The organism is Capnocytophaga gingivalis (genome assembly GCF_002302415.1).
In the GTDB taxonomy this organism is placed as follows: Bacteria; Bacteroidota; Bacteroidia; order Flavobacteriales; family Flavobacteriaceae; genus Capnocytophaga; species Capnocytophaga gingivalis.
In genome coordinates this window covers 1,444,075-1,469,069 of the sequence record NZ_CP022386.1, presented here as the reverse complement: position 1 = coordinate 1,469,069, position 24,995 = coordinate 1,444,075, and the positions used below count along the sequence as shown (strand labels likewise).

Sequence of the window (24,995 nt, the reverse complement as noted above, 5' to 3'; positions counted from 1 at the left end):
ACTAAGATTAAAATTATTTAAACATGGCAAAAGAGAATTTTGACCGTTCCAAACCGCACCTTAATATTGGTACTATTGGACACGTTGACCACGGAAAAACAACATTGACTGCTGCTATTACTAAAGTATTGGCTGATGCAGGTCTCTCCGAAGCGAGAAGTTTCGACTCTATCGATAACGCTCCTGAAGAAAAAGAGCGTGGTATTACTATCAACACTTCACACGTAGAATATCAAACTAAGAACCGTCACTACGCTCACGTAGACTGTCCAGGCCACGCCGACTATGTAAAGAACATGGTTACTGGTGCTGCTCAGATGGACGGTGCTATCCTTGTGGTTGCTGCTACCGATGGGCCTATGCCTCAAACTCGTGAGCACATCCTTTTGGGTCGTCAGGTAGGTATTCCTCGTATCGTTGTGTTCCTTAACAAAGTGGATATGGTGGATGACCCTGAACTATTGGAACTCGTAGAAATGGAAGTACGCGAATTGCTCTCTTTCTATGATTACGATGGTGACAATGGTCCTGTAATCCAAGGTTCTGCTCTTGGTGCTCTTAACGGAGAACAAAAATGGGTAGATACTGTAATGCAGCTTATGGACGCTGTAGACAACTGGATCGAACTTCCACAACGTGATATTGACAAACCTTTCTTGATGCCTATCGAGGACGTATTCACTATCACTGGTCGTGGTACTGTGGCTACAGGTCGTATCGAAACTGGTATCGCTAACACTGGTGACGCTGTTGAAATCATCGGTATGGGAGCTGATAAGCTTACCTCTACTATCACTGGGGTTGAGATGTTCAAGAAAATCCTTGACCGTGGTGAAGCTGGTGACAACGTAGGTCTCCTACTCCGTGGTATCGACAAAAAAGATATCCGTCGTGGTATGGTAATCTGCAAACCAGGTTCTGTAAAACCTCACGCTAAGTTCAAAGCTGAAGTGTATATCTTGAAAAAAGAAGAAGGTGGACGTCACACTCCATTCCACAATAACTACCGCCCTCAGTTCTACGTTCGTACAACCGACGTTACTGGTACTATCAACCTTCCTGAAGGAGTAGATATGGTAATGCCTGGCGATAACCTTACTATCACTGTGGAATTGCTACAACCTATCGCTCTTAACGTAGGTCTTCGCTTCGCAATCCGTGAAGGTGGTCGTACCGTAGGTGCTGGTCAGGTAACTGAAATCCTTGACTAATAAAACTTGATTTCATGATATTTTAAAAGGGTTTTGGCAACAAAACTCTTTTTATACGGGTGTAGTTCAAGGGTAGAATAGTGGTCTCCAAAACCATTGATGGGGGTTCGAATCCCTCCACCCGTGCCATATATAGTTTTTTATAAACTGACAAAACGAATCGTAATGATCAACTATATCAAAGAATCTTATACAGAACTAACACAGAATGTTACCTGGACTCCCTTCAATGAGGCTCAACGCCTACTATGGGTGGTAACTATATTCTCCGTTATTTTTTCTTTATTCATTGCTGGCGTGGACTTCCTCTTTGAAAGCTTCATCGCTCAGATTTTTAAAATTTTCTAAATGGCAGTCCTTGAAAAAAATTGGTATGTAGTACGTGCTGTAAGTGGCCAAGAGAACAAAGTAAAGAACTACATAGAGTCTGAAATTAGCCGATTGGGCTATGGCGACTATGTAGAGCAGGTGCTTGTGCCTACTGAAAAGGTACCACAACTTCGCAATGGAAAGAAAGTCAATGTAGAAAAAGTGTTCTTCCCTGGATATGTGATGATCAAAGCTGACCTCTCTGGCGAAATCTCTCACTTGATTAAGGGAATCTCCGGAGTGATTGGTTTCTTAGGAGAAACAAAAGGGGGCGCTCCTACTCCTATCCGAAAGTCCGAAGTCAATCGAATGCTCGGTATTGTAGATGAGCTACAGGAAAAAGTCGATACAGTTCTTATCCCTTATCAAGTAGGGGAGTCTGTCAAGGTAATCGATGGCCCTTTCAATGGCTTTACCGGCAATGTGGATAAGGTAAATGAGGAAAAACGAAAGCTTGAGGTGATTGTTAAAATCTTCGGTCGTAAAACCCCACTGGAGCTCAGCTATACACAAGTAGAAAAAATATAACAAACTTCGCTCTAAAGCGGAATATACATTTTAAAGAATTATAAATTAAAGTTGAACAATGGCAAAAGAATTACACAAAGTAGTTAAACTACAAGTTAAGGGAGGTGCTGCGAATCCTTCGCCACCGGTTGGACCTGCCTTGGGGGCTGCTGGAGTTAACATCATGGAGTTCTGTAAGCAATTCAATGCGCGCACTCAGGACAAGCCTGGTAAAGTATTACCTGTTGTTATCTCTGTTTACAAAGATAAATCTTTTGATTTTGTAATCAAGACCCCACCTGCGGCAGTTCAACTCTTGGAAGCAGCCAAAATTAAGGGAGGTTCTGGAGAGCCTAACCGTAAAAAGGTAGCCAATATCACTTGGGATCAAGTACGCGCTATCGCTGAAGATAAATTGCCTGACCTCAGTGCTTTCACTATTGAGAAGGCTATGAGCATAGTGGCAGGTACCGCTCGTTCTATGGGTATCACAATCACTGGAGATAAACCTTTTTAATTGATTGATTATGGCAAAACTGACAAAGAAATACAAAGAGGCTTTATCTAAAATAGAAGCTGACAAATTATATAGCCTTGCAGAAGGAAGCAAAAAAGTAAAAGAAGTTTCTTTTACTAAGTTTGATGCTTCTGTGGATATCGCAGTAAGATTGGGGGTTGACCCTCGTAAAGCGAACCAGATGGTACGTGGTGTAGTGACTCTTCCTCACGGAACTGGTAAGGATGTACGCGTATTGGCGCTCGTTACTCCTGACAAGGAAGCTGAAGCTAAAGCTGCCGGTGCTGACTATGTAGGGCTTGACGAATACTTGCAGAAAATCAAAGACGGCTGGACTGATGTAGATGTTATCGTTACTATGCCTGCTGTAATGGGTAAATTGGGACCTTTGGGGCGTGTCCTCGGTCCTCGTGGGCTTATGCCTAACCCTAAAACAGGTACTGTAACTATGGAAATCGGTAAGGCTGTTCAAGAAGTAAAAGCAGGGAAAATAGACTTCCGTGTGGATAAAACAGGAATTGTTCATGCTTCCATCGGAAAAGTATCCTTCACTGCTGAAAAACTTACTGAGAATGCCACTGAGCTCCTTCAGACCCTCATTAAGCTAAAACCTACTGCCGCTAAGGGTACTTATATCAAGTCTATCTACTTGTCAAGTACTATGAGCCCCAGTGTAGCTATAGATACAAAAGCAGTCTAACAAGTAGTTAAAAGAGAAAATTATGACAAAAGAAGAAAAATCAGTAGTAATAGAGGATTTAACCGCTCAGTTAGCAGCCAATCATGTGATCTATCTGGCAGACCTCACCGGACTCAATGCAAAGGAGACTTCCGACCTTCGTCGCGCTTGTTTCAAAGCTAATATCAAACTCGCTGTAGTAAAAAACACTTTCTTAGCAAAAGCTATGGAAGCCTCTGACAAAAATTTCGGAGATCTTCCTTCTGTACTCAAAGGAAATACTTCCGTGATGTATGCCGAAGTGGGAAATGCTCCAGCTAAGTTGATTAAAAACTTTAGAAAAAAATCTGAAAAACTCCTTCTCAAAGGAGCTTATATAGAAGAAGCTGTATTCATCGGCGATGACCAGTTGGACGCTCTCTCTTCTATCAAATCCAAAGAGGAACTTATCGGAGATATCATTGCCCTCTTGCAATCGCCTGCTAAAAACGTTGTTTCTGCTCTTAAGTCTGGAGGAGGAAAAATCGCAGGTATTGTTAAAACACTCTCTGAACGTTAATAGCACACACATTAATTTTATTTATAAACCATTAAAAAACGATAGAAATGGCAGATTTGAAAAATTTCGCAGAACAATTAGTTAACTTAACTGTAAAAGAAGTAAATGAACTCGCTCAAATCCTTAAGGATGAGTATGGTATCGAGCCTGCTGCCGCAGCTGTTGCTGTAACTGCTGGTCCTGCTGCTGGTGGTGGAGAAGCTGCTGCTGAAAAAACTGAATTCGATGTAATTCTTAAGAGTGCAGGTGACAACAAATTGGCAGTAGTGAAATTAGTAAAAGACCTTACTGGTCTTGGACTAAAAGAAGCTAAAGAAGTAGTAGATGGAGCTCCATCTAAAGTGAAAGAAGGGGTTTCTAAAGCTGACGCTGAAAACCTTAAAAAATCATTAGAAGAAGCTGGAGCAGAAGTAGAATTAAAATAATTCTTTTCTTAGTTTTTACAATACGAAAGTCTCTTCCCCACAGGGGAAGAGATTTTTTATTGAAGCTCTTTTACCAAGTGGACTTACTGCCCCACATCTGCCGAAGACGCTTCTCGTATTGCTTAGGATCGAGTACTACCTCGGGTTTTCCTTTGCCATTGTACAGTACCAAAGCAGCTATATAGGGCAGCTTCTCTGTGTCAATAATCCACGATTTCTCCCCGTCTATCCGTATGATACCTCCGTGTAGGGTAATCCCGCAGAAACAGCTCTCTGAAGCAGCAGGAAGTAGGGAGGAGATGCGTGCCTTAATTTCCTTATACTCTGGGTGTTCCTGTGCATACTTATAGTAGGTGGCATCTTCGGCAAAGATGACCACTCGCTTAGGATCTTTTAGATGGATTCCTGTGCGAAGATTCGTATCACGCGGAATCTCAGTCACATAGGAGGGCTTACAGCCTACTATTAGCAGGGCTAAAAATAGCAGCTTTCTCATAAGATAGTATATTGGTTAGGTTCAAGAGGACAAATATACAAAAAAGCAAAGAAAAACGGAAGAATTATCCAAATATTTTTTACCTTTGTCACATGAAAATAGAAGTATTAAAATCAAAAATCCACCGTGTAAAAGTAACCGGTGCAGACTTGGATTATATAGGGAGCATCACTATTGATGAAGCTCTTTTGGAAGCGGCCAACCTCATCGTAGGTGAGAAGGTCTCTATCGTGAATGTCAATAATGGCGAGCGTTTCGAGACATATATCATTCGTGGTGAGCGAAACTCTGGTACCATTACCCTCAATGGCCCTGCCGCTCGCAAGGTACAGAAGGGGGATATTGTGATCATTATCTCCTATGCTCTTATGGATTTCGAAGAGGCCAAAACCTTCCAACCTACTGTCATCTTCCCTGATGAGCAAACAAACCGATTAATGATTAATACCAACAGTAATTAATATCAGTATCATTAATTTGTAAAAAAAATTTGGATAAAAGTTTTTTTGTTCAGATTTTTTCTTATCTTTGCCCTATATTTAAAATTAAAACTTATGAGTTTATTCGGAAAGATCTTCCAAGGAGTAACCGAGGAAGTGAAACTAAACGAACAAGAATCCTTCGCAGGGATTGCTCTTGCTATGGCAGGAGCCGATGGTAACGTAGGCCATGGAGAGTGGGACGAAATCGTGAATTACATGAACCGTCTTCGTATCTATGACAGCTACACTGGCTCTGCTTTTGATAAGCTTTTTGATAAGCTTTTCCGTATTCTTAAGAAAGAAGGCCCAGGAAGCTTAGTGGAAAAATCAGTGCAAGGTCTTCCTTCTGAACTTCGTCTTACTGCTTTTGCTTGCGCAGTAGATATCGCTACTTCTGATGGTATCTTAGAAGAAGAAGAAAAGGATATGATCAACCAATTAGCTGAATTGCTAACTGTACCAGAAAAAACCGCCATTTCTATTATTGAAGTAATGCTCATAAAGAATAAGGTTTAAAACAAAGCGGCCTCTTGGCCGCTTTTTTATTCAAGTAATTCTAATAGTTCTTCCTTCATCAGGGTATCTTCTTCTATGATGTGCTCGGAGAGTTCCCTCTTGTGCTGCTGTAGCCGAATAATCTTCTCTTCTAAAGTATGTTGGCTTACAAACCGAATTACATTGACCTTCTGTTCCTGTCCCAACCGATGGGCTCGGGCTATGGCCTGCCGCTCGGCAAAGGGATTCCACCAAGGGTCTAATAAAAGCACATACGAGGCTGCCGTTAGGTTCAGCCCTACTTCTCCTGCCTTGAGCGAGATAAAGAAGAAGGGTACTTCTTTATCTTTCTGAAACCGCTCCACTTGTACTTTTCTATCGGGTAGCGCTGTGGCTCCTGTGAGCAATGCATACTTGATTTTCTGCTCGTCACACCATCTTTGGTATATTTCTAAGTGAGAGGTAAAACTGCTAAAAATAAGCGCTTTCTGCGCAGATAACAATAGCTGTTCCAAGCAGCTGACCACCTCTTCATATTTCCCAGAGGGAATATCGCTCTTGGGATCCACCAGTTGGGGGTGATTGCTGATCTGTCTTAGACGCATGAGCATGTTTAGCGAATGAATATTCTTGCCCTGAGGGGCTACCTGTAGGAGGGCGTTGCGTACCTTGGACTTCTCCTGTTCGTACCATTTCCCTTGTAGGTCACTCATAGGACAATAGATGATTTGTTCTTCCATATCGGGTAAGTCCTGTAGTACCTGCTCTTTGGTACGTCTCAGTAGGAAGGGATTGATAATTGTCTTGAGCTCTTCTAAGGCAATAGGGTTGTGCTTCTTCTGTATCTCGGGGAGGAAATACTTGCTGAACTGAGCGAAAGTTCCCAATATATTGGGGTTGATAAACTGCATCTGTGCCCATAGGTCACTTAGAGAATTCTCTATAGGGGTACCACTGAGGGAAAAGCGGTGGGTTCCCTGTAGCCTATCTATTGCCTTGAATACCTGTGAATTCTTGTTCTTGATACGCTGGCTTTCGTCCAAGATGATGAAGGAGAAGAGATGTTTCTCCAAGAGCGCAATATCTCGGGTAAGGATAGGGTAGGAGGTTAGCACGATATCATAGTTGAGCAAGCGGCGTACCTTTGTTTTCCGGTCATTGCCTATGTACTGGGTACACCTCAGATCAGGAGTGAAGCGCTTGATCTCCTCATACCAGTTGAAAATCAAGGACGAAGGTAGCACGATAAGTGCCTTGAGGGGCTCGCGTTGCATCTGTCCTAACTGGAAAATATCTGTAGGAAAATCCGTTTGCTTCAGGGGGTAAGTATCATGTACTGCAATGAGCATGGCCAGGATCTGGAGCGTTTTCCCCAGCCCCATATCGTCGGCAAGGCAAGCTCCCATCTGGTTGTGGTAGTGCTCCAAGAGCCATTCTACGCCTTCCCTTTGGTAGGGGCGTAGGGAGGCTTTCAGGCGTGGTGATGGCTGATAGTGAATGCCACTGACCCATTCCTTGGGCTTAGCCTCAGCAAGGGTGTCCAAGAGGGCATAGTGGCTTCTGGCAAGGCGTATTTTTCCCTGATGTTCTTGGCCAAACTTTGCCAGCCGTTCATACCGAGCAAACCATTCCTTAGGAATCACCAGCCAAGAGCCATCGGGTAGGGGATAGAGGGGGTTGTTCTCCCTCAGGTTTTTTATAAGGGAGGCAAAAGGCAAGCGGAAATCCCCTTGGGTAATCCAGATATCTACATCGAACCAGTCCTGTTGCCCTGTGGTTTCATTGAGCTGAATATCAAAATGTTGCAGATAGGTTTGCTTCCCTTCAATTTCTATAGGAGCAAGGGGTAGCCCTTGGGCTTCCAAGACCTCTCTGTAGGGCAATAGGTGCAGGTAAGTAGCAAAGGGATAAGGATCATCCACCCAAAAGAACCCTTCTACTTCTTGTAGTCCTAAGTCTTTTAGTATTTGTACTTTACGCGCTTCTTCTATGGGGTTTCTCCTAAAGTGTTGTATATGAATATCTCCCTCAGGAGTAATATCCAAGAGGGACTGTTGCGCCCTGCGTTGGTTACTATAGAAGGTATATCCGCCATAATCAAAGGCGACATAGAGCTTGTATTGCCCAGAAAGGAAGTCGTGGACAAAGTGAAGGGAGGTGCCCTGCAGACTGTCCTTGGTCAGTATATCAAAGCCGACAGAGCATACCTCTACCCTTTGGAGAACTTCCTTGAGAAATTTGTCAAAATACTCTTGAACCATCCTCTGGGGAATCTCCACAGAAGTTTTTCCCAGAAAAGGCTTGAGCAGCTGTGCAGGAATATCTTCAAGGAGGGTGAGCTTCTGGTCGATAACTATCCATGATTTCTTCTGACTAAGCAGTGTGATTTGGTGCTTAGCAGGGATGAGCTTTTCTTCTGCAAGGAGGAACAAATGGTAGGCGATCCCTTCTGGGGTTTTCTCAAATTCCAATACAGTATGTAGCTCCTTAGGGGAGACCTCAATAAGTTGCCGCTCTATAGGTTGTTCCTTTTGGCAATGGGTAGTAAGCCATAGTGCTTCCTTGGCTATCAGGGAGAGAAGGGCATTGGTTTTTTCCTCTATCTGTTCTTGGATATATTTCTTTTGGGATTTGTTCTTGAAGAGTTCCTCGATGGGGAGATTCTTAGGGTTGTATTTCTGTGCAAGTAGATGAGGTTGTAGGCTGTAAGTAATGGCTAAAGCCTCCTTTTCGGAGGCTCTTAGAGGGATGGGGATATTCTTCATTACCTCAGGCGAGGCCTTTTTGAGCAGAAACCAGCTACTGCTACGCTGCTGAGCTAAGAGGGCTTGAGGTAAGTATAATTGAAAATCAGGGTGAAAAGAAAAATCAAAAAAAAGGCGGTACATGCTTATTTTGCTTTTACTATTTTCTCTTGTCGGTTGATGGATTCTTGGTGGATAACTTTGAAGAGTTGTATGATAAACTCCTCATTGAGTCCGAGCTGTTCTCCATCCAAGATCACCTTGCCGAGTATTTCATGCCAGCGCTGGTTCTGTAGGATAGCTACATTGTTGATTTTCTTGAGCAGCCCGATCTCATCGGATATGTCCATACGCTTTTTAAGCAAGTCTAAGAGTTGGTCGTCTAAGATATCGATACGAGAGCGCAACCCATTGAGCTGGCTTACATAGTCCTCTTCGGAAGTAGAGGTTTTTCGTATACGTAAGTCATTCATTATCTGCACTAATCGCTGGGGAGTAACCTGTTGTGCCGCATCGCTCCAAGCCTCATCGGGGGTGCAGTGGGTTTCTATCATCAGGCCGTTGAAGTTCAGGTCAAGGGCTGTCTGAGAGACATCGAAGATCAACTCTCGCTTGCCCGTGATATGGGAAGGGTCGCAGATCAGCGGGAGGTCAGGGAACTTATTTTGCAGCTCTATGACCAATTGCCATTCGGGGATATTGCGGTATTTGGTTTTCTCATAGGTAGAGAAACCGCGGTGGATAACCCCTAAGTTTTGGATATCAGCTCTCAGGAGTCGCTCAATAGCGCCTATCCAGAGGGCTAAGTCGGGGTTTACAGGGTTTTTGACAAGGACAACCTTGTCAGTACCCTTGAGTTCGTCAGCGATTTCCTGCACGATGAAGGGGCTCACTGTGGAGCGAGCACCGATCCAGAGCAGGTCTATATCGTGTTCCAAGGCCAATCGTACATGGTCTTTGTTGGCTACCTCGGTAGCGGTCTTCATACCTGTTTCCCTCTTGACACGTTCCAGCCACTTGAGTCCTAAAGCACCTACTCCCTCGAACATACCAGGGCGGGTACGAGGTTTCCAGATACCAGCACGGTAGTAAGTAACGTCGGTATCTTTCAGCGCATGGGCGATTTTAAGGACTTGTTCTTCTGTCTCGGCACTACAAGGACCTGCAATCACTACAGGGTGAGGGAGTTGTAGGTTATCTAACCATTTTCGGTTTGCTTTGGTAATTTCCATTATTTTTTAGGGTTTAGGTTTTAGGAATATTAAAAAATTGCTTATTTCCCCTCAAAAATTGCTTAGCAGTATTTTTATATTGATAATCAATAGATTATAATTAAAATTTTGCCTTGCTTATGAGAGGGTAAAAATTGCTTAATCCATTCACAAAGCAGCAATGTGTATTTTTAAAAGACGCAAAGGTACAAAAACAATGATTAATTGTCAATGGGTAATTGTTAATATTCACTACCTCTTGCTTACTGTCCCCTTATCTCCGCTCTCTATTTACAGTTCTCCTCCTACGCCTTTGTATTTCTCTACAAAAGCAGCTATTTTGCGAAGGACATTTTGTTTTTTGGTTCGATATTGTGGATTTAGCGGGCTCATTTTTGGCAAAATACTATTGAGGTCAGTGCCGTTTTCGCTAGCATATTCGCGTTTTAGAGAAAGCTGTATATATCGTTTAGCCGCCTCCTCATTCAGGTTTTCTTCCGCGATTAGCTCAGCCGCTTCTGCTTTTTGTCGCTCTTGGGCATAAGTGAAGAACGCTGCTATGATAGTCGGTTTGTCGTCAATAGTATCTAAATTAGTTTCGTTGATAAAATCTACTATAAGGCTTTCTTTGGCACGGTTGCCTATGCTGGCACGGATGATGCGACGCACTTCCTCTACTAAAGCCTCTTTGTTTTTGTTCTTTTTGTGGTGTTCTAAGATGAGTTCGAGGATGTAATCAAGATCTATTTCTTGAGATTTGAGCAAATCTACTTCAAAAACCACCTCTTCCCAGTCAATTAACTGTTTTTCTTGCGCTGCGTTCTCACGTTCCTTGCTTACCCAATCACGTATATCGTTATAAGTAGATTTATAATCTTGCACTAATCGGTCTTTGAGTACCTATTAATGTGTCCTACTTGACTGCCATTTCCAGAAATTAATATTGCTTCCATATCAAAAGCATAAGCATTTATCTTGTAAGGATTTTCATTACAAGTAAAAAATGGATAAATACCATTTTCTTCCATTGCATTAGCGTTTAATTTTCCAGTAGTGATTAATTCTGCTACCCCTCCCAGCGGTTTCCATACTACTTCAGCGCCTTGCAGGAGGCTTTCTATATAAGGGAATATTTTAGGTTCTTGTGTCGTAGGTTGTTATTTGTGTTTCGTTTTCAATAGTTTAGCTGTGTTTTTCTCTAATGCTTTTAAACTTTTTGAGTGGTATGTCGGAATTTCCGACATACCACTTTCTTCTAATATTGTTGCCTAACTTCTTGGTTACCTTCTTTTTGAACTGTTAAGATTTTCTTGACAATTCAAAAAGAGCTACAAGCTCTGATTATAATAGGTACGAGCTGCAAGAAATGCACCAGCGTAGGGAATATTTCTAAAATCATTCTATCCTTCCATTATCTCTTATCTTCCATAGGCCTCATAAATTTTCTAAGGAATAAATAATTAGACAAAAATTAGACATTTTTAAATCGTTTATAATCAGCGTTTTATGTCGAATAAAAAATGTTATAACATTTATAAATCATATAATATTAGACAGAAATTAGACATTTTAAAATTATTCTATCTCTCCTCTCTTTTTCATCTCTTCCATTCCTAAATTAAGTGCTCGTACCATTAAAGCTGAGTTTTCTATATATTTTTCAGCAATTCTATAGGTAGTTGCAGCCCCTTCTCCTTCCTTAATCAGATGTTGTAAATCAACCAACTTATCAATAATGGTTCTCACCTGTCTATAGGTTAGATGCCCCTCTAATAATTTTGCAAAATCTTTCATCTTTGCTTTTTCAAACTTTGCTAAGTGAGGCATTATAACAGAGGTAACTTGATTGATATCCCAATCATTTTTTTGTGAATATTCTCCTTCCTTCCCTGAAATTTCATAATAACTTTTAGCCAATATATAATAGACTCCTCTTGTTTTTCCTCGCTTCTCTATCAAACCACGATTTAGTAATTTGTCTATCATTTCCTTAGCTACTTGTTGAGAGTCTCCTTGTCTTATTTTGTTTAGGGCAATTACCTCAAAAACAGAAAGTCGCTCTTCCTCAGGCAAATCCCTCTGTTCAGAGTTTAGAAACATAGCAAAAGCTTTGTCTTTTATAGTAGCCGAGAGATGTAATTCTACTCGGAAAGGATCGCTATGTGTATAGTCAGGCGCATCCTTCCCTTCTGATAAAGTATTTTTAAAAATCTTATCAACCCCTTGTCCTGATCTCTCTACGATACCAGTCTTTGCCAATACATCAGCAAGTAGTCTATTTCTTGGGGTACTCTGTACCCTGAGCAAATTATCAAGATTTACGCCTGAGGGGAACCCTCCTGCATTCATAATAACCATCTTTTGTGGATATTGCTTGATAACTACTTCACTGGTACGTCTATAATCACGATGGGCAATAGCATTATTGATAGCTTCACGGATTACTTCCTCATTAAAAAAAGGAATATTGAAAATGTATGAATGTTCAACAATATCAATTTTATCATTTCTCAGGTTGATATCATGCCAAAGGGCATCTATCATCTTGTAAAAAGGTTCACAATACACCTGTCGGTTATCATAAGGGATCAGATTTTCAGATTTTCTATACTCCAATATAACAGAAGCCTGAGGTAGTATTTCCTTGATTTTTTCCTTCTTACCCAAAAGTATAAGGGCAGCTAAAGTTACTTTTTCATCTTTTATCAGCTGTAAATCACTTAGTACTTGAACATCGGGTAGTGTAAGAAAATTTGGATTTTTCTGTTTGGTTGCGTATTTCTGTTTAAGTATTCTAATAGCCTCCTTGTCTAAATCCTCTATAGTAAGTTCCTCACTTATTGTAGAAGAGAAATCGGGATCTTGTTCTTGTAATATACTAAGCATTACCTCGTTAGACATTGGTATTAGCTCTTCTCCTACTCGCATTAGAGCGACATCTTCAAATTTGAAAAGTTGCCCAATAGGGCGAGCAGGCACCTCTATCACAAGCACACGTCCTGTTTTTGAACTTTCATTCTCATAAAGTTCGTAGATATGAGGGCGGATAGAGGTATCTCTGTAAATATTGCTTTCTAATTCACCTATAGCTCCTTCATTCTGCTTAGTTCCCACTACTTTATGTGGATAACTATCACTCATACCGATTACCAAAGAACCACCTCCTTCATTACAAAGTGCAGTAACATAACCAAGGATACATCTTCTTCGTTCATTTGACTTAGTTCTATTACCTCCATCATAAGCTAAATTCCCTTGCTCAGCTCTCTTAAACTCTACTTTATCTTCTGACTCTTTTAAGAATTTTAGTTGTTCTATCGTAAATCTACTCATTATTTCTTCTTTTTAGTAATACCAAAATTACCCCTCTATTTCTCTAATAATCTCCTCAATATCACCCCTCAGCTCATTAATCCGCACTATGGTTTGTGCTACTTCGGCATTGAGTTGCTCAATATCTATCACCTACCGGGTGTCCTTTGCTTCTACATAGGTGTTAGATTAGAAGGGCAAAGGTACAAAAATAACGGCCATTTGTCAAGCAATTTTTAAGAACATTAATCATTAATCATTGAACATTAAACATTAATCATTGAACATTGATCATTAACTTGGCACAATATTTGCAAATAAAAAGGGTGCTAAAATTAATATCATGCAAGTATATACTATCAAAGGAATGGGCTGCACTGGGTGTGCAACCACCGTAGAACAAAGATTGTCTAAAGTAGCAGGCGTTACTGCCGTTAAAGTAGATTTTAACGCGCAAAAGGCCTTTGTAGAATCCAAAGAGGAAGTGTCTTTGCCAGCACTCCAAAAAGCCTTAGAAGGTACTGATTACACTATTAAAAAAGACTGACATGATGACACACACCTATTATGTAAAGGGCATGAGTTGTAGCGGCTGCGAGATGACCGTCAAAAAGAGTCTGGAGGCTATAGAGGGTGTCAGCAAGGTCGTGGCCAATGCTAAGGAGAAAACCGCTGTAGTGGAGATGAGCCAACATGTGCCTTTTGAAACGCTTAAAACCGCCTTGGAGGGTACTCATTACACCTTGGTAACCTCCTTGGAGGAGGCTACTTCTGCTGCTAAGCCTCAAGCCTCTACCCACAAGGGGACAGGGGTATATTACTGCCCGATGCGCTGTGAGGGAAACAAGACCTACGACCATCCTGGCCATTGTCCTGTTTGTGGGATGGACTTGGTCGAAGAGGTCTCTGCCCAAAGCCTCAAGCAGGGCAATCAGGAGGATCACAAGCGCCAAGAGCTACGCCGCCAATTCTGGGGAGCAGTGGCTTTTACCCTGCCTATCTTCATCATCGCCATGGGGGGGATGTGGCATGACAATCCTATGTATAAGCTCATGCCACTGAGCTATTGGAACTGGGTACAGTTTGCCCTATCCCTGCCGGTAGTTTTCTATTTCGGATGGACGTACTTTTCTCGAGCATGGGTGAGTATCAAGACCTTAAGGTTCAATATGTTCACCCTTATAGGCATAGGCGCTGCCGCCGCTTGGCTATTCAGTGTGGTCGCACTCTGTGTGCCTGAGAGCCTACCGGAGCAGTTCAAGGAACATGGTTCAGTACCGCTTTACTTTGAGGCAACTACGGTGATCTTGACCTTGGTCATCTTAGGCCAACTCTTGGAGGCCAATGCGCACAACCGTACCCAACAGGCCGTACGCATGTTGCTCGAGTTGGCGCCCAATACAGCTATAAAGCTCGTGGGAGACCACGAGGTGGAGGTGCCCGTGGAGGAGGTAGTCAAGGGGGATCTACTCAGGGTAAGACCCGGGGCTAAGATTCCTGTAGATGGCCGTATCACCATAGGGGAGGCTACCATCGATGAGAGTATGATTACAGGAGAGCCTCTACCGGTAGAGAAGCAGGTAGGAGCAGCAGTTTCTGCCGGTACGATCAATGGCGCTCAGGCCTTTGTCATGCAAGCCGATAAGGTGGGTAGCGATACACTGCTTTCCCAAATTGTTACCATGGTACAGCAGGCTTCCACCAGTCGTGCACCTATACAGAAATTGGCCGACCGTATCGCCTCTTATTTTGTCCCCACTGTCATAGCCATATCGGTGCTGACTTTCATTCTCTGGGCGGTCTTTGCCAAGGAACATGCTTGGGAGTATGCCTTGGTCAATGCCATATCGGTGCTGATTATCGCTTGTCCTTGTGCCTTGGGCTTGGCCACACCAGTATCGGTGATGGTAGGGGTCTCTCAGGGGGCACGTCAGGGAATCCTTATCAAGAATGCGGAGGCCTTGGAGCGTATGAAGCAGGTGGATACCCTCATTGTAGATAAGACAGGTACTCTTACCGAGGGCAAACCCAGTCTCAGGGCACTCATCCCTTGGGCAGGGTATGATGAGCAGACATTATGGCCGATTCTCTATGGGGTCAATAAAGCCAGCGAACACCCTTTGGCTAAGGCTACCAATGCCTATGCGGTCGAACATGGAGTGACTCCCTTGCCTATGACCGATTTCAAGGCCTTAGCAGGGCGTGGCGTAGTGGCTTCCTATGAGGGTAAGCACTACTACTTCGGTAATGACCGATTGATGCAGGAGATAGGTGCCTCCCTGAGCGAGGAACAGCTTAGCCAAGTGGCTCAGGCACAGCGCCAAGGACAGACACTCTCTTTCCTCGCCATAGAGAAAGAAGTCGTCGCAGCGGTAGCCATAGCGGACAAGATCAAAGATAACGCCGCCCAAGCGGTCAAGGACTTACAAGAGCAGGGAGTTACCGTGGTTATGCTCACAGGTGACAATCCTATTACCGCTCAGGCAGTAGCCCAGCAGATCGGCATTACCCACTACAAGGCGGGTATGCTCCCCGAGGATAAGCAACAGCAAGTCAAGCTCTTCCAACAACAAGGGAAGGTCGTAGCCATGGCCGGTGATGGGATCAACGATGCGCCTGCCTTGGCACAAGCCGATGTGGGAATTGCCATGGGAACAGGTACCGATATCGCCATAGAGAGTGCCCAGCTCACTTTGGTTAAGGGGCAGCTCAGCGGCATTGTCAAGGCAAAGAAGCTCAGTGAGGCCGTGGTGAAGAATATACGAGAAAACCTCTTTTTCGCCTTGGTGTACAACGCTCTGGGGATACCCATCGCCGCCGGAGTACTCTATCCTTTTTTTGGGATACTGCTCTCTCCCATGCTTGGTGCTTTGGCAATGAGCTTTAGCTCTGTGAGTGTAATTGCCAATGCATTGCGATTAGGGAAAAGGAAATAGTTACCTCACACAAATGGAAAAATACTCATCTGCTTTGACAAAGGTATGATACACTATAGGAAATATATAGAGGAGTAGTACCATACCGAAGATAATAGCAGATACCATTTGGAGAAAGAATAAAACACAGATAACCAACGATACACCTCCCATCAGTAAGTAGTAACTATCTGGTAGGGAGGTTCTTATTTCTATGACAGAATTTTCGTGTAGATCGCTCACTGTCTTACTATTCTTCTTAAGCAGCAGAGGGGATACTATCTCTATGACATAGTGATCGCTCTCCTCCAAAGGTATTTCTACACGTCCTCCAGGAGCAAGGCTTATTTTTTGATCATTTATCGATACAGAGATACGTGATAAGGGGAAAATGTTTCTACATAATATCATAGGATTGATGTTTAAAATACACAACAAATACCAAATACTCTTCGATCCCAAACACACTAAGTGGTTTTACATTCTTAGAATACACTGCAAAAATATAAAATAATTTCACGCAAGCAAACGAAAAATGATAAAAATTTATCAACAATATTATATTTATAAATATAATGAAATTTTTCAATCGTATGTTTGAAATTAAAAAAGTAAAATATTGGTTTTAATAAAAATCACAAAAGTATATTTAAAAGTAATAGAGAAGATAAATATTTCTGATTTTCGAAGCCTTATACATTTTAACCATTAATCATTAACCATTAAAAATTAATCATTTAAGTTTCGCAAGTCGTTTTTAGAGTATAATTAAGATTATAAATATTTGTAAATCAATATATTACAAATAAAACCTCCCCTCACATACTCCGTTCCAAGTATTCACGGACTATCCCCTCTGAGAGGGGGAAAGCCAGCGAGTGCTCACAGCTGGGTATGTGGGATGCGTTGAAAAGGCAAAAACTGTTTGTCAATACGTAAAATTTTCTCTCTATAACTCATTGAGAATCATAAACTATCTCATTCCCCCTTTGGAGGGGGACAGGGGGGAGGTTTTTGAAAATCAATAAGTTATACAACTTGCGAAACTTAAATTAATCATTGATCATTTCTCTTCTCATTTCTGCTGCCTTCTTCCCTTGACTTTCCCTCCTGTGATATCGTACCTTTGCCGCAAAATAATTGAAGAACAAAGGGCAACATACAGATAACATACGTGTAGGGGCGATTTGCAAATCGCCCCCTCTATATTCTTCCTTATGTCTCTAACCTACTAACTACTAAAACCTAAAATCTTGAAAAAACAAGCTGAATCCATTCTCTGGGAAATCGCCAAGGGCGATGCCATCCCTCAAGGAGAAAAAACCATCTATCCCTCTGTACGCGAACGTATCTCCGCACTCACTACCCTCGGCAAGTGGGAAGGCTGGGACAAACCCGCTCAGAAAGCCGCTGAAATCATCGCCCAAGACCTCCAGCACACCCACGAGGCGCTCGAGGAGGGTGATAATCCCTTTGAGGAAATCTTGGATGAGGAAGAAGAGGTGGACGACGCCGATGCCGAGGGTATTGTCCTCTCCGCCGAGGAATCACCTCCTACCCGTATTCCTATAGCAAAACCCACCGTGAAGAAGGGGCTTATCAAAAAGGCACTTGCCCAGAAGGATCTCTTGGCTTTTACCCAGTATACCCTTCCTTACTTTGCTCCAGCGGCTTTCCACCACTCCTACTACCGCCAACTCACCGAGTTTGCCATGGGGCGCATCCAGAAGCTGATGATCACCATGCCCCCACAACATGGCAAGAGCGAAGGTGCTACCCGCCGTCTTCCAGCTTTTTTGCTCGGGCGCAACCCTGAGTGCCGTATTGCTATTGTCTCGTACAATACCACCAAGGCACGCAAGTTCAACCGTGAGTTGCAGCGCATCCTACAGGAGGAAAGCTACCAACAGTTGTTTCCACAAACCTTCCTCGCAGGGGGTGCTCCACAAGGGATGAGGAGCAACCACCGTGCCTATGCCCGCAATGCCGATGAGTGTGAGATAGTAGGTCACCGTGGGAGCTTCAAGACTCTCGGGGTAGGTGGTGCCCTCACTGGAGAACCGGTGGATGTGCTCATCATGGACGACCTCTACAAGGATGCCCTCAGCGCGTGGTCGCCTACCATTCGTCAAAATATAGCCGACTGGTACGATACGGTGGCCACTACGCGCTTGCACAACGATAGCCAGCAACTCTTAGTCTTTACACGCTGGCATGAGGACGACCTTGCCGGGCGCTTGCTCGAGCAGGAAGGACACTACGATGCCCTGAACAATCCCTTAGGGTGGCAGGTCATTTCCTTCCCTGCTATACAGAACGTCCCGCCTTCGCCCAAGGACCCTCGGGAGATGGGCGCCCCACTATGGCCCCAGCGCCATGACCTCCCTAAGCTCCTCTCGCTCAAGGAGCGCAACCCTCAGGTCTTCGAGAGCCTATACCAGCAGAACCCTCAGCCAAGTGAGGGACTGCTCTATCAGGAGTTTGCCGTATATGAGTCTGCCCCTGTATATGCTCCTGTGGTGGCGTATATCGATGTAGCCGACTCGGGCAACGACTACCTCTGTGCACTGATCTACAAGGAGGCCGATGAGGGGAACTATATCCTTGAGGTGCTCTACACTCAGGAACCCATGGAGCGTACCGAGTGCCTGCTCTCAGACCTACTCATGCGCCATCAGGTGGAGCGTTGTCATATAGAGAGTAACAACGGCGGTCATTATTTCTCTCAGAATATAGAAGAACTCTCCCGCAATATGGGCAACACCCTCACCCGCTTTCTCCCCTTTCACCAGCGGGAGAACAAGGCCGCACGTATCTTTGCCTGCTCCACCTCGGTGCAGCGCATGACCCTTATGCCTATGGACTGGAAGGAGCGCTTTCCTGCCTTTGCGCACGACCTAATAGGCTATCTACGCACCGGAGGCAACGCCCATGACGATGCACCCGATGCCCTCACCGGTGCTATAGAATGCCGACAACCCAAGAGAAAAGTTCCCCTCTCGGAACTATTGCAATGGTAAGCGAAGGACAAGACCCCTATTACCTATTTATCTGATTTAAGTTTTTTCGTTTTCAGATTTTTTACGATAGCAATGAGGATTTTAATAATTTCGGAACAATCCTTTTGGATGTTCTCATACTCTTTTAAGGAGATATAATTGGCCTCATAAAGTAGTTCAAGCCAATAAGCAGTTTCTGCACATTCTTTTAAGGAGATACTGGTTTTATTCAGGTAATCAGCTTCAGAGACAGCGAATTCTTGTTCTGCGAGATTAGCACCAATACTTGTTCCAGAGCGTAGAAGTTGTTTAGCGATAACAAACTCGTTTTTTTCTTGAGTCAGATATTTGTATAATCGAACAATTCGTATAGCAAATTTCTTAGATTTATCTCTTACAATACTTTTGCTCATGTCTTTTTATTTTCAAAGACAAATATACGAATTATTTTTAAGACTATTTGCTAATAAGATAGATATTTTTATCATCAACCATTTTAGAACATGAATAAGACATCCCTATTACCTCTTACCTATTATCTATTACCTAAAATAAAAAAAGCCTTCCAAAGGAAAGCCTTTCATTGGTTTAGATAAACCTGTGTAAAACCAAATATTACACAAAACAACACAACTAAATTTTTAGCGGTCTGGACGGGACTCGAACCCGCGACCCCATGCGTGACAGGCATGTATTCTAACCAGCTGAACTACCAGACCTCGCTTTTGTTTTGCGGTGCAAAGATACAACATTTTTTTATTCTAACAATAGTTTTTTTAAAAAAATATCAATTATTTTTTAATTGATTGATTATCAAGTATTTTAAAATACATTTATCTGAGAAATTGAGATAAAAATCACCTAAAAAGGGTACTTTTTTCTCCGGTGAGGTATCCCTTCAGAGGAAAGAAAAACGAGGAAGGCGGTTTTTGTTTTCGTATCTGCTAAAAAATGCTTATTTTTGCACCTCAAAATACATACAATGAAAAGAGACGAAATTATTAAAACAATCAATGAGGTTTTAGTAGAAGAATTTGAAGTCGAGGGTAGCAAAATTCAGCCCGCGAATGACTTCCGAGAGTCCCTCGGTTTGGATAGCTTAGACTATGTAGACTTAGTGGTGGTCATAGAAGAAAAGTTTGGCGTGAAGCTCGTAGAAGCCGATTTCAAATCTATAGTTACTTTTGAGGACTTCTATGCGACCTTAGAGCAAAAAATCAATGGAAAGTAAAGAGACCTCCAAAACCAAATGGCAAGGCAAGTCCAAGGGCAATGTCTTAGGATATAGGATATTTGTATTCCTTATCAAGCACTTGGGGGTACGCTCAGCGTATCTCTTGCTTGTCTTTGTGGCTCTTTATTATTTCCTCTCTCAGTGGACGTCCAATGGCTATCTGTACCGTTATTTCCGCCATCGCTTAGGCTATACCCCGCTTAGAGCCGGGGTGTCAGTATACCGAAATTATTATGTCTTTGGGCAAACAATTATTGACAAAATCGCTATTTTCTCCAACCTCCGCCATCGCTTTACCTATGAGTTCGATGGTCGGGAGCAGCTACATAAGCTCTTAGCATTGCACAAGGGGGGCGTACTCATCTCTGCTCATATAGGCAATTTCGAGGTTGCCGAACCTTTCTTTAGGGAAATAGATGTAGAGTGTCAGATACATACGGTCACTACCGATATGGAGCGCTCAGCCATCAAGGAGTATCTTGAGAGTGTCTCTCTCAAGGAGTATACCCCTAAGTTTATCTTTGTCAAGGAGGATATGTCTCATATTTTTGAGATACATCAGGTGCTTCAGGACAATGGGATTATCTGTTTTACGGGCGATCGCTATTTCGAGGGCACTAAGCACCTGACGGCCTCTTTTTTGGGAAAGGAAACACTCTTCCCCGCAGGGCCTTTTTTGATTGCCTCTCGCTTGGGAGTCCCTGTTATTTTTGTCTATGTGATGAAGGAAAAGGGCTTACACTATCACTTATATGCCCGTATGGCGCAGGTCAAGAGCCGAGATCCTCAGGCTTTGTTGGAGGCTTTTACTCTCAATATGGAGCAGATGATCCACAAGTATCCCCTTCAGTGGTTTAACTATTTTGATTTCTGGAACGAAAAAAAAGAGGCTCACTGAGCCTCTTTCTTAATCCATAAGTAATATACCTGTACCATACATATCAGGGCATTGGGAATAATCACTGGCCATAGTTGGGGTGTATTCATAAGCCCATAGATGACAAAGCATAAACAACCTACAAGGTTGATAAGACGAATGTGTTGTACCTTCTTCATCACGAAGCTAAGGACAATACATACAGAGGCAAAATAGCCAATGTACTGAGGATCTATCATTATTTTCTTTTTTTAGTGTTCTTATTCTTGTTCACTGGTTTCAAAGGTGGATTCTTCTTGGCGCCTTTTTTGTCTTTCTTAGGCACGGGCACGTAGGCTGCTGCCTCGGGATCGAGTCCACGGTGTACTCCCTTGGGAGTGATGTTCACAGCCAAGATTTTTCCATTCTCATCTATGAGAAAGTTCGAGGGTATCTCGGTGATTCCTAAGGATTTCAGGGTCTCGTCCTTGAATTTCTTAGGAGCAATGGTAGCACTCCAGCGCACCCCTTCTCGGTGGATGTGATCCAGCCAAGTGTTGCGCTCTCCATCGAGGTATACCGAGTAGATGGTAAAACCATGGGAGCGGTGATATTCCTTATATAGGTTGGCGAACTGGCGGTCGTTCTCCACACAGGGGATGCAGTCCGAGGCAGTGAAGAGTACCAAGGTGTATTTCTTTCTCACAGAAGAGAGTTTCTCTGGAGTGCCTTTCTCTGTTTCAAAGGAAATATCGGGGAGTTGGCTGCCTACTTGGGTTCTGCTCATAGCCCCCAGAAGCACATCCATCTTCTCAAGATCTTCCTTGTCTTGGGTCTTCTTGTCCAAAAGGTTATACAGTCTTTGGGCTTGCTTATAGGGAATCTCTCTATCGGTGATAAGTTCCGAGAGGAGCATGCCGGCAAACTGGCTCTTGGGGTTCTGCTTGATAATGGTCTCCAGGCGTGCCACCAGCAGCTCTGGAAGGTTCGAGAGGCTCGCATTCTTGTACTTATATACTAAAAAGTCCTTTACTTGTGTCAACGAAGGGCTCCCATTGAGACTCTTGATATATACTTGGTGGCGATTCTCTATGGCTATGTCCACCGAAAGATTGCTCGCCTCCAGAACAAAGAATCCTGTGTCCTTGAACTTACGACTTACCGAAAGGGAAGCTTTCGTAGGGTAGCCTACCTCACCGCTGAAGCGAAACTCTTTGTTCACCACCGTGGTACTGTCTACCTTGTCTCCATACCATAGGTATATTTTCCCTTCGTATGGACTGCTCACATTCCCATCTATAGTGAAGTTTTGACTGTGTCCTCTCCCAAAACTCAGTAGGGAAAGGGTAAGAAAAAGAAATCTCATAAGCGATAAATAATAATGGGCAAATGTATAAATTTTTTTTCATTTTTCATGCCTTTGCAAGCAAAAAAAGGAATTATCCGCTTAAATGAAATGATTCTACATAGTTTTTTCACAAAGAATTAATAATTTTTTACAGCTAAAACAGCTAAAAAACTAAATTTAAAATCTTGATAAACAAGTATTTAACTGAATAAAACGCTTTTTTTTCAACAAAGTAGTGTGTAATAAAAAAAACTTTAGTACTTTTGCAACGAGTTAAATTAAAATTTAAAGTTATGTCAGACATCGCATCAAGAGTAAAAGCTATTATCGTGGATAAGCTCGGAGTTGATGAAACCGAAGTAGTACCTGAGGCAAGTTTCACCAATGATTTGGGAGCTGATTCCTTGGATACTGTGGAATTGATCATGGAATTCGAAAAAGAATTTGACATCCAGATCCCTGATGACCAAGCTGAAAACATCTCAACCGTGGGACAAGCTATTAAGTATATTGAAGATAATAAACAATAGCATTACTCGCTTGAAAAATGCTCTACGGGGAGGCAACTCCCCGTTTGGTATATGTAGGGACTACAAACTTTAATGGAAAAACCTCAATTAGTATGCAAACAAGACGTGTAGTTGTAACCGGATTAGGAGCCATTACTCCTATTGGTAATACTTTGGAAGCTTATTGGGATGGCCTACTCAAGGGTGTGAGTGGGGCGAACCTTATCACTCATTTCGATGCTTCTAAGTTCAAAACTCAATTCGCCTGTGAGGTGAAGGGCTTCGAGCCTACCGATTTTATTGATAAAAAAGAGGTGCGCAAGATGGACCGTTTTACCCAAATGGCGATCGTCGCTTCTGATGAAGCTATCAAGAACTCATCTCTTGACTTAGAAAAAGAAAACAAAGACCGCATCGGGGTTATCTGGGGTGCTGGTATTGGCGGGCTGATGACCTTCCAAGAGGAAGTGCTCGCCTTTAGCAAGGGCGACGGAACACCGCGCTTCAATCCTTTCTTTATCCCTAAGATGATCGCCGATATCGCTCCTGGTATGATCTCTATCCGTCATGGGCTCCGTGGTCCTAACTTCACTACAGTCTCTGCTTGTGCCTCTTCGGCTAATGCGCTGATTGATGCACTAAACTATATCCGCCTGGGCTATGCCGATGTCATTGTCACTGGAGGATCTGAAGCAGCTGTCAATGAGTCTGGTATCGGAGGATTCAATGCCCTACACGCACTCTCTACTCGTAATGATGAGTATAAAACAGCTTCCCGCCCTTATGATGTCACTCGTGATGGATTTGTCCTCGGCGAAGGAGCTGGAGCTCTTATCTTAGAAGAATACGAACATGCCAAGGCTCGCGGCGCTAAGATATATTGTGAACTCGCCGGAGGAGGTCTCTCTGCCGACGCTTATCACCTCACTGCCCCACATCCTGACGGAGTGGGCGCCAAGGCCGTAATGCTTAACTGCCTTGCCGATGCTAAGGTCTCTCTCGAAGAGGTAGATGCTATCAACCTACATGGTACCTCTACACCTCTAGGAGATATAGCTGAAACGAAGGCGGTGAAAGAGGTATTTGGAGAGCATGCTTACCAAATTAACCTTAACTCTACTAAGTCCATGACAGGACACTTACTCGGAGCAGCAGGCGCTGTTGAAGCCATCGCTTCCGTACTAGCTATAGAACACCAAACAATTCCTCCTACGATTAACTTCGTGAATCCAGACGAAAATATCGATCAAAAACTCAACTTCACTTTTAACAAAGCGCAAAAACGTACAGTCAATGTCGCTATGAGTAATACTTTTGGTTTTGGAGGACATAATGCATGTGTGCTATTTAAAAAAATAGATTAGATGAATATCTTTCATAAATTCTTATCCCGTTTTAAAAAAAAAGACGGGATTTTTTTTGATAAGATGGAGCAACTTCTGGGCTTCCCTCCTAAGGAGATTCATTACTACGAAGAGGCTTTTACCCTCGGCACAGTACGTACCGATAGTGCCCAACCTCATATCAGCTATGAGCGCTTGGAGTTCCTTGGCGATGCCATCCTCGGAGCGGTCATCGCTCACTTTGTCTTCCTACAGGCTCCTGATAAGAATGAGGGCGACCTGACCAAAATGCGCACTCGTATGGTAAGGCGCGAGAATCTTAATCAAATAGGTGAAGACCTTCGCCTGAGGGAATATCTCCTTGCCGATAAGCGTACCCTCCTCAGTGGCAATATTGCGGGGAACTTGTTGGAGGCGCTCGTGGGAGCTATCTACTTGGATAGAGGGTATAGCAAAGCTACCGAATTTATCCATCGTATACTCATAGATACCAACCTGAGCATGCGCGATCTAGAGAACAAGGTCATCAGTTATAAGTCTCTCATGGTCGAATGGGCTCAAAAGTACCACAAAACTATTGCTTTTGTCTCCGAAGAAGATCCTACCTATAAGGGACGTACCAAGTACTTCCAAGCCAAGGTGATGATCAATGATAAGGTATTTGCTAAAGCACATGATACCTCCAAGAAAAAGGCTGAAGAACGCGCTGCCAAGCGTGCTTTCTTCCGTGCTGGAGATAAGAAAAAAAGCAGTAAGAAGAATAACAAAGGAAAAAAACAATAGC

General features: G+C 43.1%; 26 protein-coding genes, 2 tRNA genes and 1 pseudogene. 18 read left to right on the top strand and 11 right to left on the bottom strand.

The features are described from left to right. Positions 1 to 23: 23 nt before the first annotated feature. The 8 genes from tuf to rplL all read left to right on the top strand — a co-directional run bounded on the left by tuf (position 24) and on the right by rplL (position 4,267). Complete coding sequence (gene tuf, locus CGC50_RS06925) at positions 24 to 1,211, top strand: elongation factor Tu (protein WP_002666853.1); 1,188 nt, start codon at positions 24 to 26, stop codon at positions 1,209 to 1,211. 55 nt (positions 1,212 to 1,266) lie between these two features. After that, positions 1,267 to 1,340 (top strand) — tRNA-Trp (locus CGC50_RS06920). A 36-nt stretch (positions 1,341 to 1,376) separates the two neighbouring features. Continuing rightward, positions 1,377 to 1,559: a preprotein translocase subunit SecE gene (gene secE / locus CGC50_RS06915; RefSeq protein WP_002666472.1), complete on the top strand. Its 183-nt coding sequence runs from the start codon at positions 1,377 to 1,379 to the stop codon at positions 1,557 to 1,559. After that, positions 1,560 to 2,108, top strand: coding sequence for a transcription termination/antitermination protein NusG (gene nusG, locus CGC50_RS06910; protein WP_095910222.1), 549 nt, complete (start codon positions 1,560 to 1,562; stop codon positions 2,106 to 2,108). A gap of 58 nt (positions 2,109 to 2,166) precedes the next feature. Next, a complete protein-coding gene (rplK, locus tag CGC50_RS06905; RefSeq protein WP_002666655.1) occupies positions 2,167 to 2,604 on the top strand; it encodes a 50S ribosomal protein L11 in 438 nt (145 codons plus the stop codon). Positions 2,605 to 2,614: 10 nt separating this feature from the next. Beyond that, complete coding sequence (rplA, locus tag CGC50_RS06900; RefSeq protein WP_002666749.1) at positions 2,615 to 3,304, top strand: 50S ribosomal protein L1; 690 nt, start codon at positions 2,615 to 2,617, stop codon at positions 3,302 to 3,304. 22 nt (positions 3,305 to 3,326) lie between these two features. Further along, entirely contained in the window at positions 3,327 to 3,842 is a 516-nt protein-coding gene (gene rplJ, locus CGC50_RS06895; RefSeq protein ID WP_002666851.1) for a 50S ribosomal protein L10, read from the top strand. Between the two features lie 47 nt (positions 3,843 to 3,889). Beyond that, positions 3,890 to 4,267 carry a 50S ribosomal protein L7/L12 gene (rplL, locus tag CGC50_RS06890; protein ID WP_095910221.1) on the top strand — a complete coding sequence of 126 codons (378 nt, stop codon included), beginning with the start codon at positions 3,890 to 3,892 and terminating at the stop codon, positions 4,265 to 4,267. Positions 4,268 to 4,337: 70 nt separating this feature from the next. Here rplL and CGC50_RS06885 read toward each other — a convergent pair whose 3' ends face one another. Continuing rightward, positions 4,338 to 4,763: a hypothetical protein gene (locus tag CGC50_RS06885; protein WP_095910220.1), complete on the bottom strand. Its 426-nt coding sequence runs from the start codon at positions 4,761 to 4,763 to the stop codon at positions 4,338 to 4,340. Between the two features lie 92 nt (positions 4,764 to 4,855). Between CGC50_RS06885 and panD the strand changes: the two genes are divergently transcribed. Both panD and CGC50_RS06875 read left to right on the top strand, forming a co-directional pair. After that, positions 4,856 to 5,224 (top strand): aspartate 1-decarboxylase, encoded by a 369-nt coding sequence (gene panD / locus CGC50_RS06880; RefSeq protein ID WP_002666691.1) that lies wholly within the window; start codon positions 4,856 to 4,858, stop codon positions 5,222 to 5,224. A gap of 93 nt (positions 5,225 to 5,317) precedes the next feature. Next, on the top strand, positions 5,318 to 5,761 hold the full coding sequence (locus CGC50_RS06875) for a tellurite resistance TerB family protein (protein ID WP_040359554.1): 444 nt from the start codon (positions 5,318 to 5,320) through the stop codon (positions 5,759 to 5,761). Positions 5,762 to 5,787: 26 nt separating this feature from the next. Here CGC50_RS06875 and CGC50_RS06870 read toward each other — a convergent pair whose 3' ends face one another. The 5 genes and pseudogenes from CGC50_RS06870 to CGC50_RS06855 all read right to left on the bottom strand — a co-directional run bounded on the left by CGC50_RS06870 (position 5,788) and on the right by CGC50_RS06855 (position 13,028). Further along, positions 5,788 to 8,628, bottom strand: a complete 2,841-nt coding sequence (locus CGC50_RS06870; RefSeq protein WP_095910219.1) for a DEAD/DEAH box helicase — start codon at positions 8,626 to 8,628, stop codon at positions 5,788 to 5,790. A 2-nt stretch (positions 8,629 to 8,630) separates the two neighbouring features. Beyond that, a complete protein-coding gene (locus tag CGC50_RS06865) occupies positions 8,631 to 9,716 on the bottom strand; it encodes a bifunctional 3-deoxy-7-phosphoheptulonate synthase/chorismate mutase type II (RefSeq protein WP_095910218.1) in 1,086 nt (361 codons plus the stop codon). A gap of 270 nt (positions 9,717 to 9,986) precedes the next feature. Further along, positions 9,987 to 10,595: pseudogene (locus tag CGC50_RS06860) on the bottom strand (type I restriction endonuclease subunit R, EcoR124 family); the annotation flags it as partial. Further along, on the bottom strand, positions 10,577 to 10,723 hold the full coding sequence (locus CGC50_RS14085) for a restriction endonuclease subunit S domain-containing protein (protein WP_157909436.1): 147 nt from the start codon (positions 10,721 to 10,723) through the stop codon (positions 10,577 to 10,579). The gene CGC50_RS14085 and the pseudogene CGC50_RS06860, both read right to left, overlap by 19 nt. A 547-nt stretch (positions 10,724 to 11,270) precedes the next feature. Next, a complete protein-coding gene (locus CGC50_RS06855; RefSeq protein WP_095910217.1) occupies positions 11,271 to 13,028 on the bottom strand; it encodes an ATP-binding protein in 1,758 nt (585 codons plus the stop codon). A gap of 322 nt (positions 13,029 to 13,350) precedes the next feature. Here CGC50_RS06855 and CGC50_RS06845 point away from each other — a divergent pair, with 322 nt between their 5' ends. Together CGC50_RS06845 and CGC50_RS06840 are read left to right on the top strand one after the other, a co-directional pair. After that, positions 13,351 to 13,554 carry a heavy-metal-associated domain-containing protein gene (locus CGC50_RS06845; protein ID WP_002666458.1) on the top strand — a complete coding sequence of 68 codons (204 nt, stop codon included), beginning with the start codon at positions 13,351 to 13,353 and terminating at the stop codon, positions 13,552 to 13,554. 1 nt (position 13,555) lies between these two features. Beyond that, positions 13,556 to 15,943, top strand: coding sequence for a heavy metal translocating P-type ATPase (locus CGC50_RS06840; RefSeq protein WP_095910216.1), 2,388 nt, complete (start codon positions 13,556 to 13,558; stop codon positions 15,941 to 15,943). Here the strand turns inward: CGC50_RS06840 and CGC50_RS06835 are convergent, their stop codons facing one another. After that, entirely contained in the window at positions 15,944 to 16,333 is a 390-nt protein-coding gene (locus CGC50_RS06835) for a hypothetical protein (protein WP_095910215.1), read from the bottom strand. Positions 16,334 to 17,175: 842 nt separating this feature from the next. On the opposite strand from CGC50_RS06835, the gene terL reads away from it, so the two are divergent. Continuing rightward, entirely contained in the window at positions 17,176 to 18,942 is a 1,767-nt protein-coding gene (terL, locus tag CGC50_RS06830) for a phage terminase large subunit (protein ID WP_095910214.1), read from the top strand. Between the two features lie 23 nt (positions 18,943 to 18,965). On the opposite strand, the gene CGC50_RS06825 is transcribed toward terL, so the two are convergent. Then, positions 18,966 to 19,334, bottom strand: a complete 369-nt coding sequence (locus CGC50_RS06825) for a four helix bundle protein (RefSeq protein ID WP_095910213.1) — start codon at positions 19,332 to 19,334, stop codon at positions 18,966 to 18,968. Positions 19,335 to 19,566: 232 nt separating this feature from the next. Then, a tRNA-Asp gene (locus CGC50_RS06820) sits at positions 19,567 to 19,640 on the bottom strand. Positions 19,641 to 19,903: 263 nt separating this feature from the next. Between CGC50_RS06820 and CGC50_RS06815 the strand changes: the two genes are divergently transcribed. Together CGC50_RS06815 and CGC50_RS06810 are read left to right on the top strand one after the other, a co-directional pair. Then, positions 19,904 to 20,152: an acyl carrier protein gene (locus tag CGC50_RS06815; RefSeq protein ID WP_095910212.1), complete on the top strand. Its 249-nt coding sequence runs from the start codon at positions 19,904 to 19,906 to the stop codon at positions 20,150 to 20,152. Beyond that, positions 20,142 to 21,053: an LpxL/LpxP family acyltransferase gene (locus CGC50_RS06810; RefSeq protein WP_095910211.1), complete on the top strand. Its 912-nt coding sequence runs from the start codon at positions 20,142 to 20,144 to the stop codon at positions 21,051 to 21,053. The genes CGC50_RS06815 and CGC50_RS06810 overlap by 11 nt, the downstream gene beginning before the upstream one ends. On the opposite strand, the gene CGC50_RS06805 is transcribed toward CGC50_RS06810, so the two are convergent. Beyond that, positions 21,047 to 21,271 (bottom strand): uroporphyrinogen decarboxylase, encoded by a 225-nt coding sequence (locus CGC50_RS06805; RefSeq protein ID WP_198541599.1) that lies wholly within the window; start codon positions 21,269 to 21,271, stop codon positions 21,047 to 21,049. The two genes, CGC50_RS06810 and CGC50_RS06805, sit on opposite strands and share 7 nt — an antisense overlap. After that, positions 21,271 to 22,377, bottom strand: a complete 1,107-nt coding sequence (locus CGC50_RS06800; protein WP_095910210.1) for a TlpA disulfide reductase family protein — start codon at positions 22,375 to 22,377, stop codon at positions 21,271 to 21,273. The genes CGC50_RS06805 and CGC50_RS06800 overlap by 1 nt, the downstream gene beginning before the upstream one ends. A 275-nt stretch (positions 22,378 to 22,652) precedes the next feature. On the opposite strand from CGC50_RS06800, the gene CGC50_RS06795 reads away from it, so the two are divergent. The 3 genes from CGC50_RS06795 to CGC50_RS06785 all read left to right on the top strand — a co-directional run bounded on the left by CGC50_RS06795 (position 22,653) and on the right by CGC50_RS06785 (position 24,994). Beyond that, positions 22,653 to 22,889, top strand: coding sequence for an acyl carrier protein (locus CGC50_RS06795; protein WP_095910209.1), 237 nt, complete (start codon positions 22,653 to 22,655; stop codon positions 22,887 to 22,889). Positions 22,890 to 22,981: 92 nt separating this feature from the next. Next, entirely contained in the window at positions 22,982 to 24,232 is a 1,251-nt protein-coding gene (fabF, locus tag CGC50_RS06790; protein ID WP_095911314.1) for a beta-ketoacyl-ACP synthase II, read from the top strand. Beyond that, positions 24,233 to 24,994: a ribonuclease III family protein gene (locus CGC50_RS06785; protein ID WP_095910208.1), complete on the top strand. Its 762-nt coding sequence runs from the start codon at positions 24,233 to 24,235 to the stop codon at positions 24,992 to 24,994. Position 24,995: the final 1 nt, after the last annotated feature.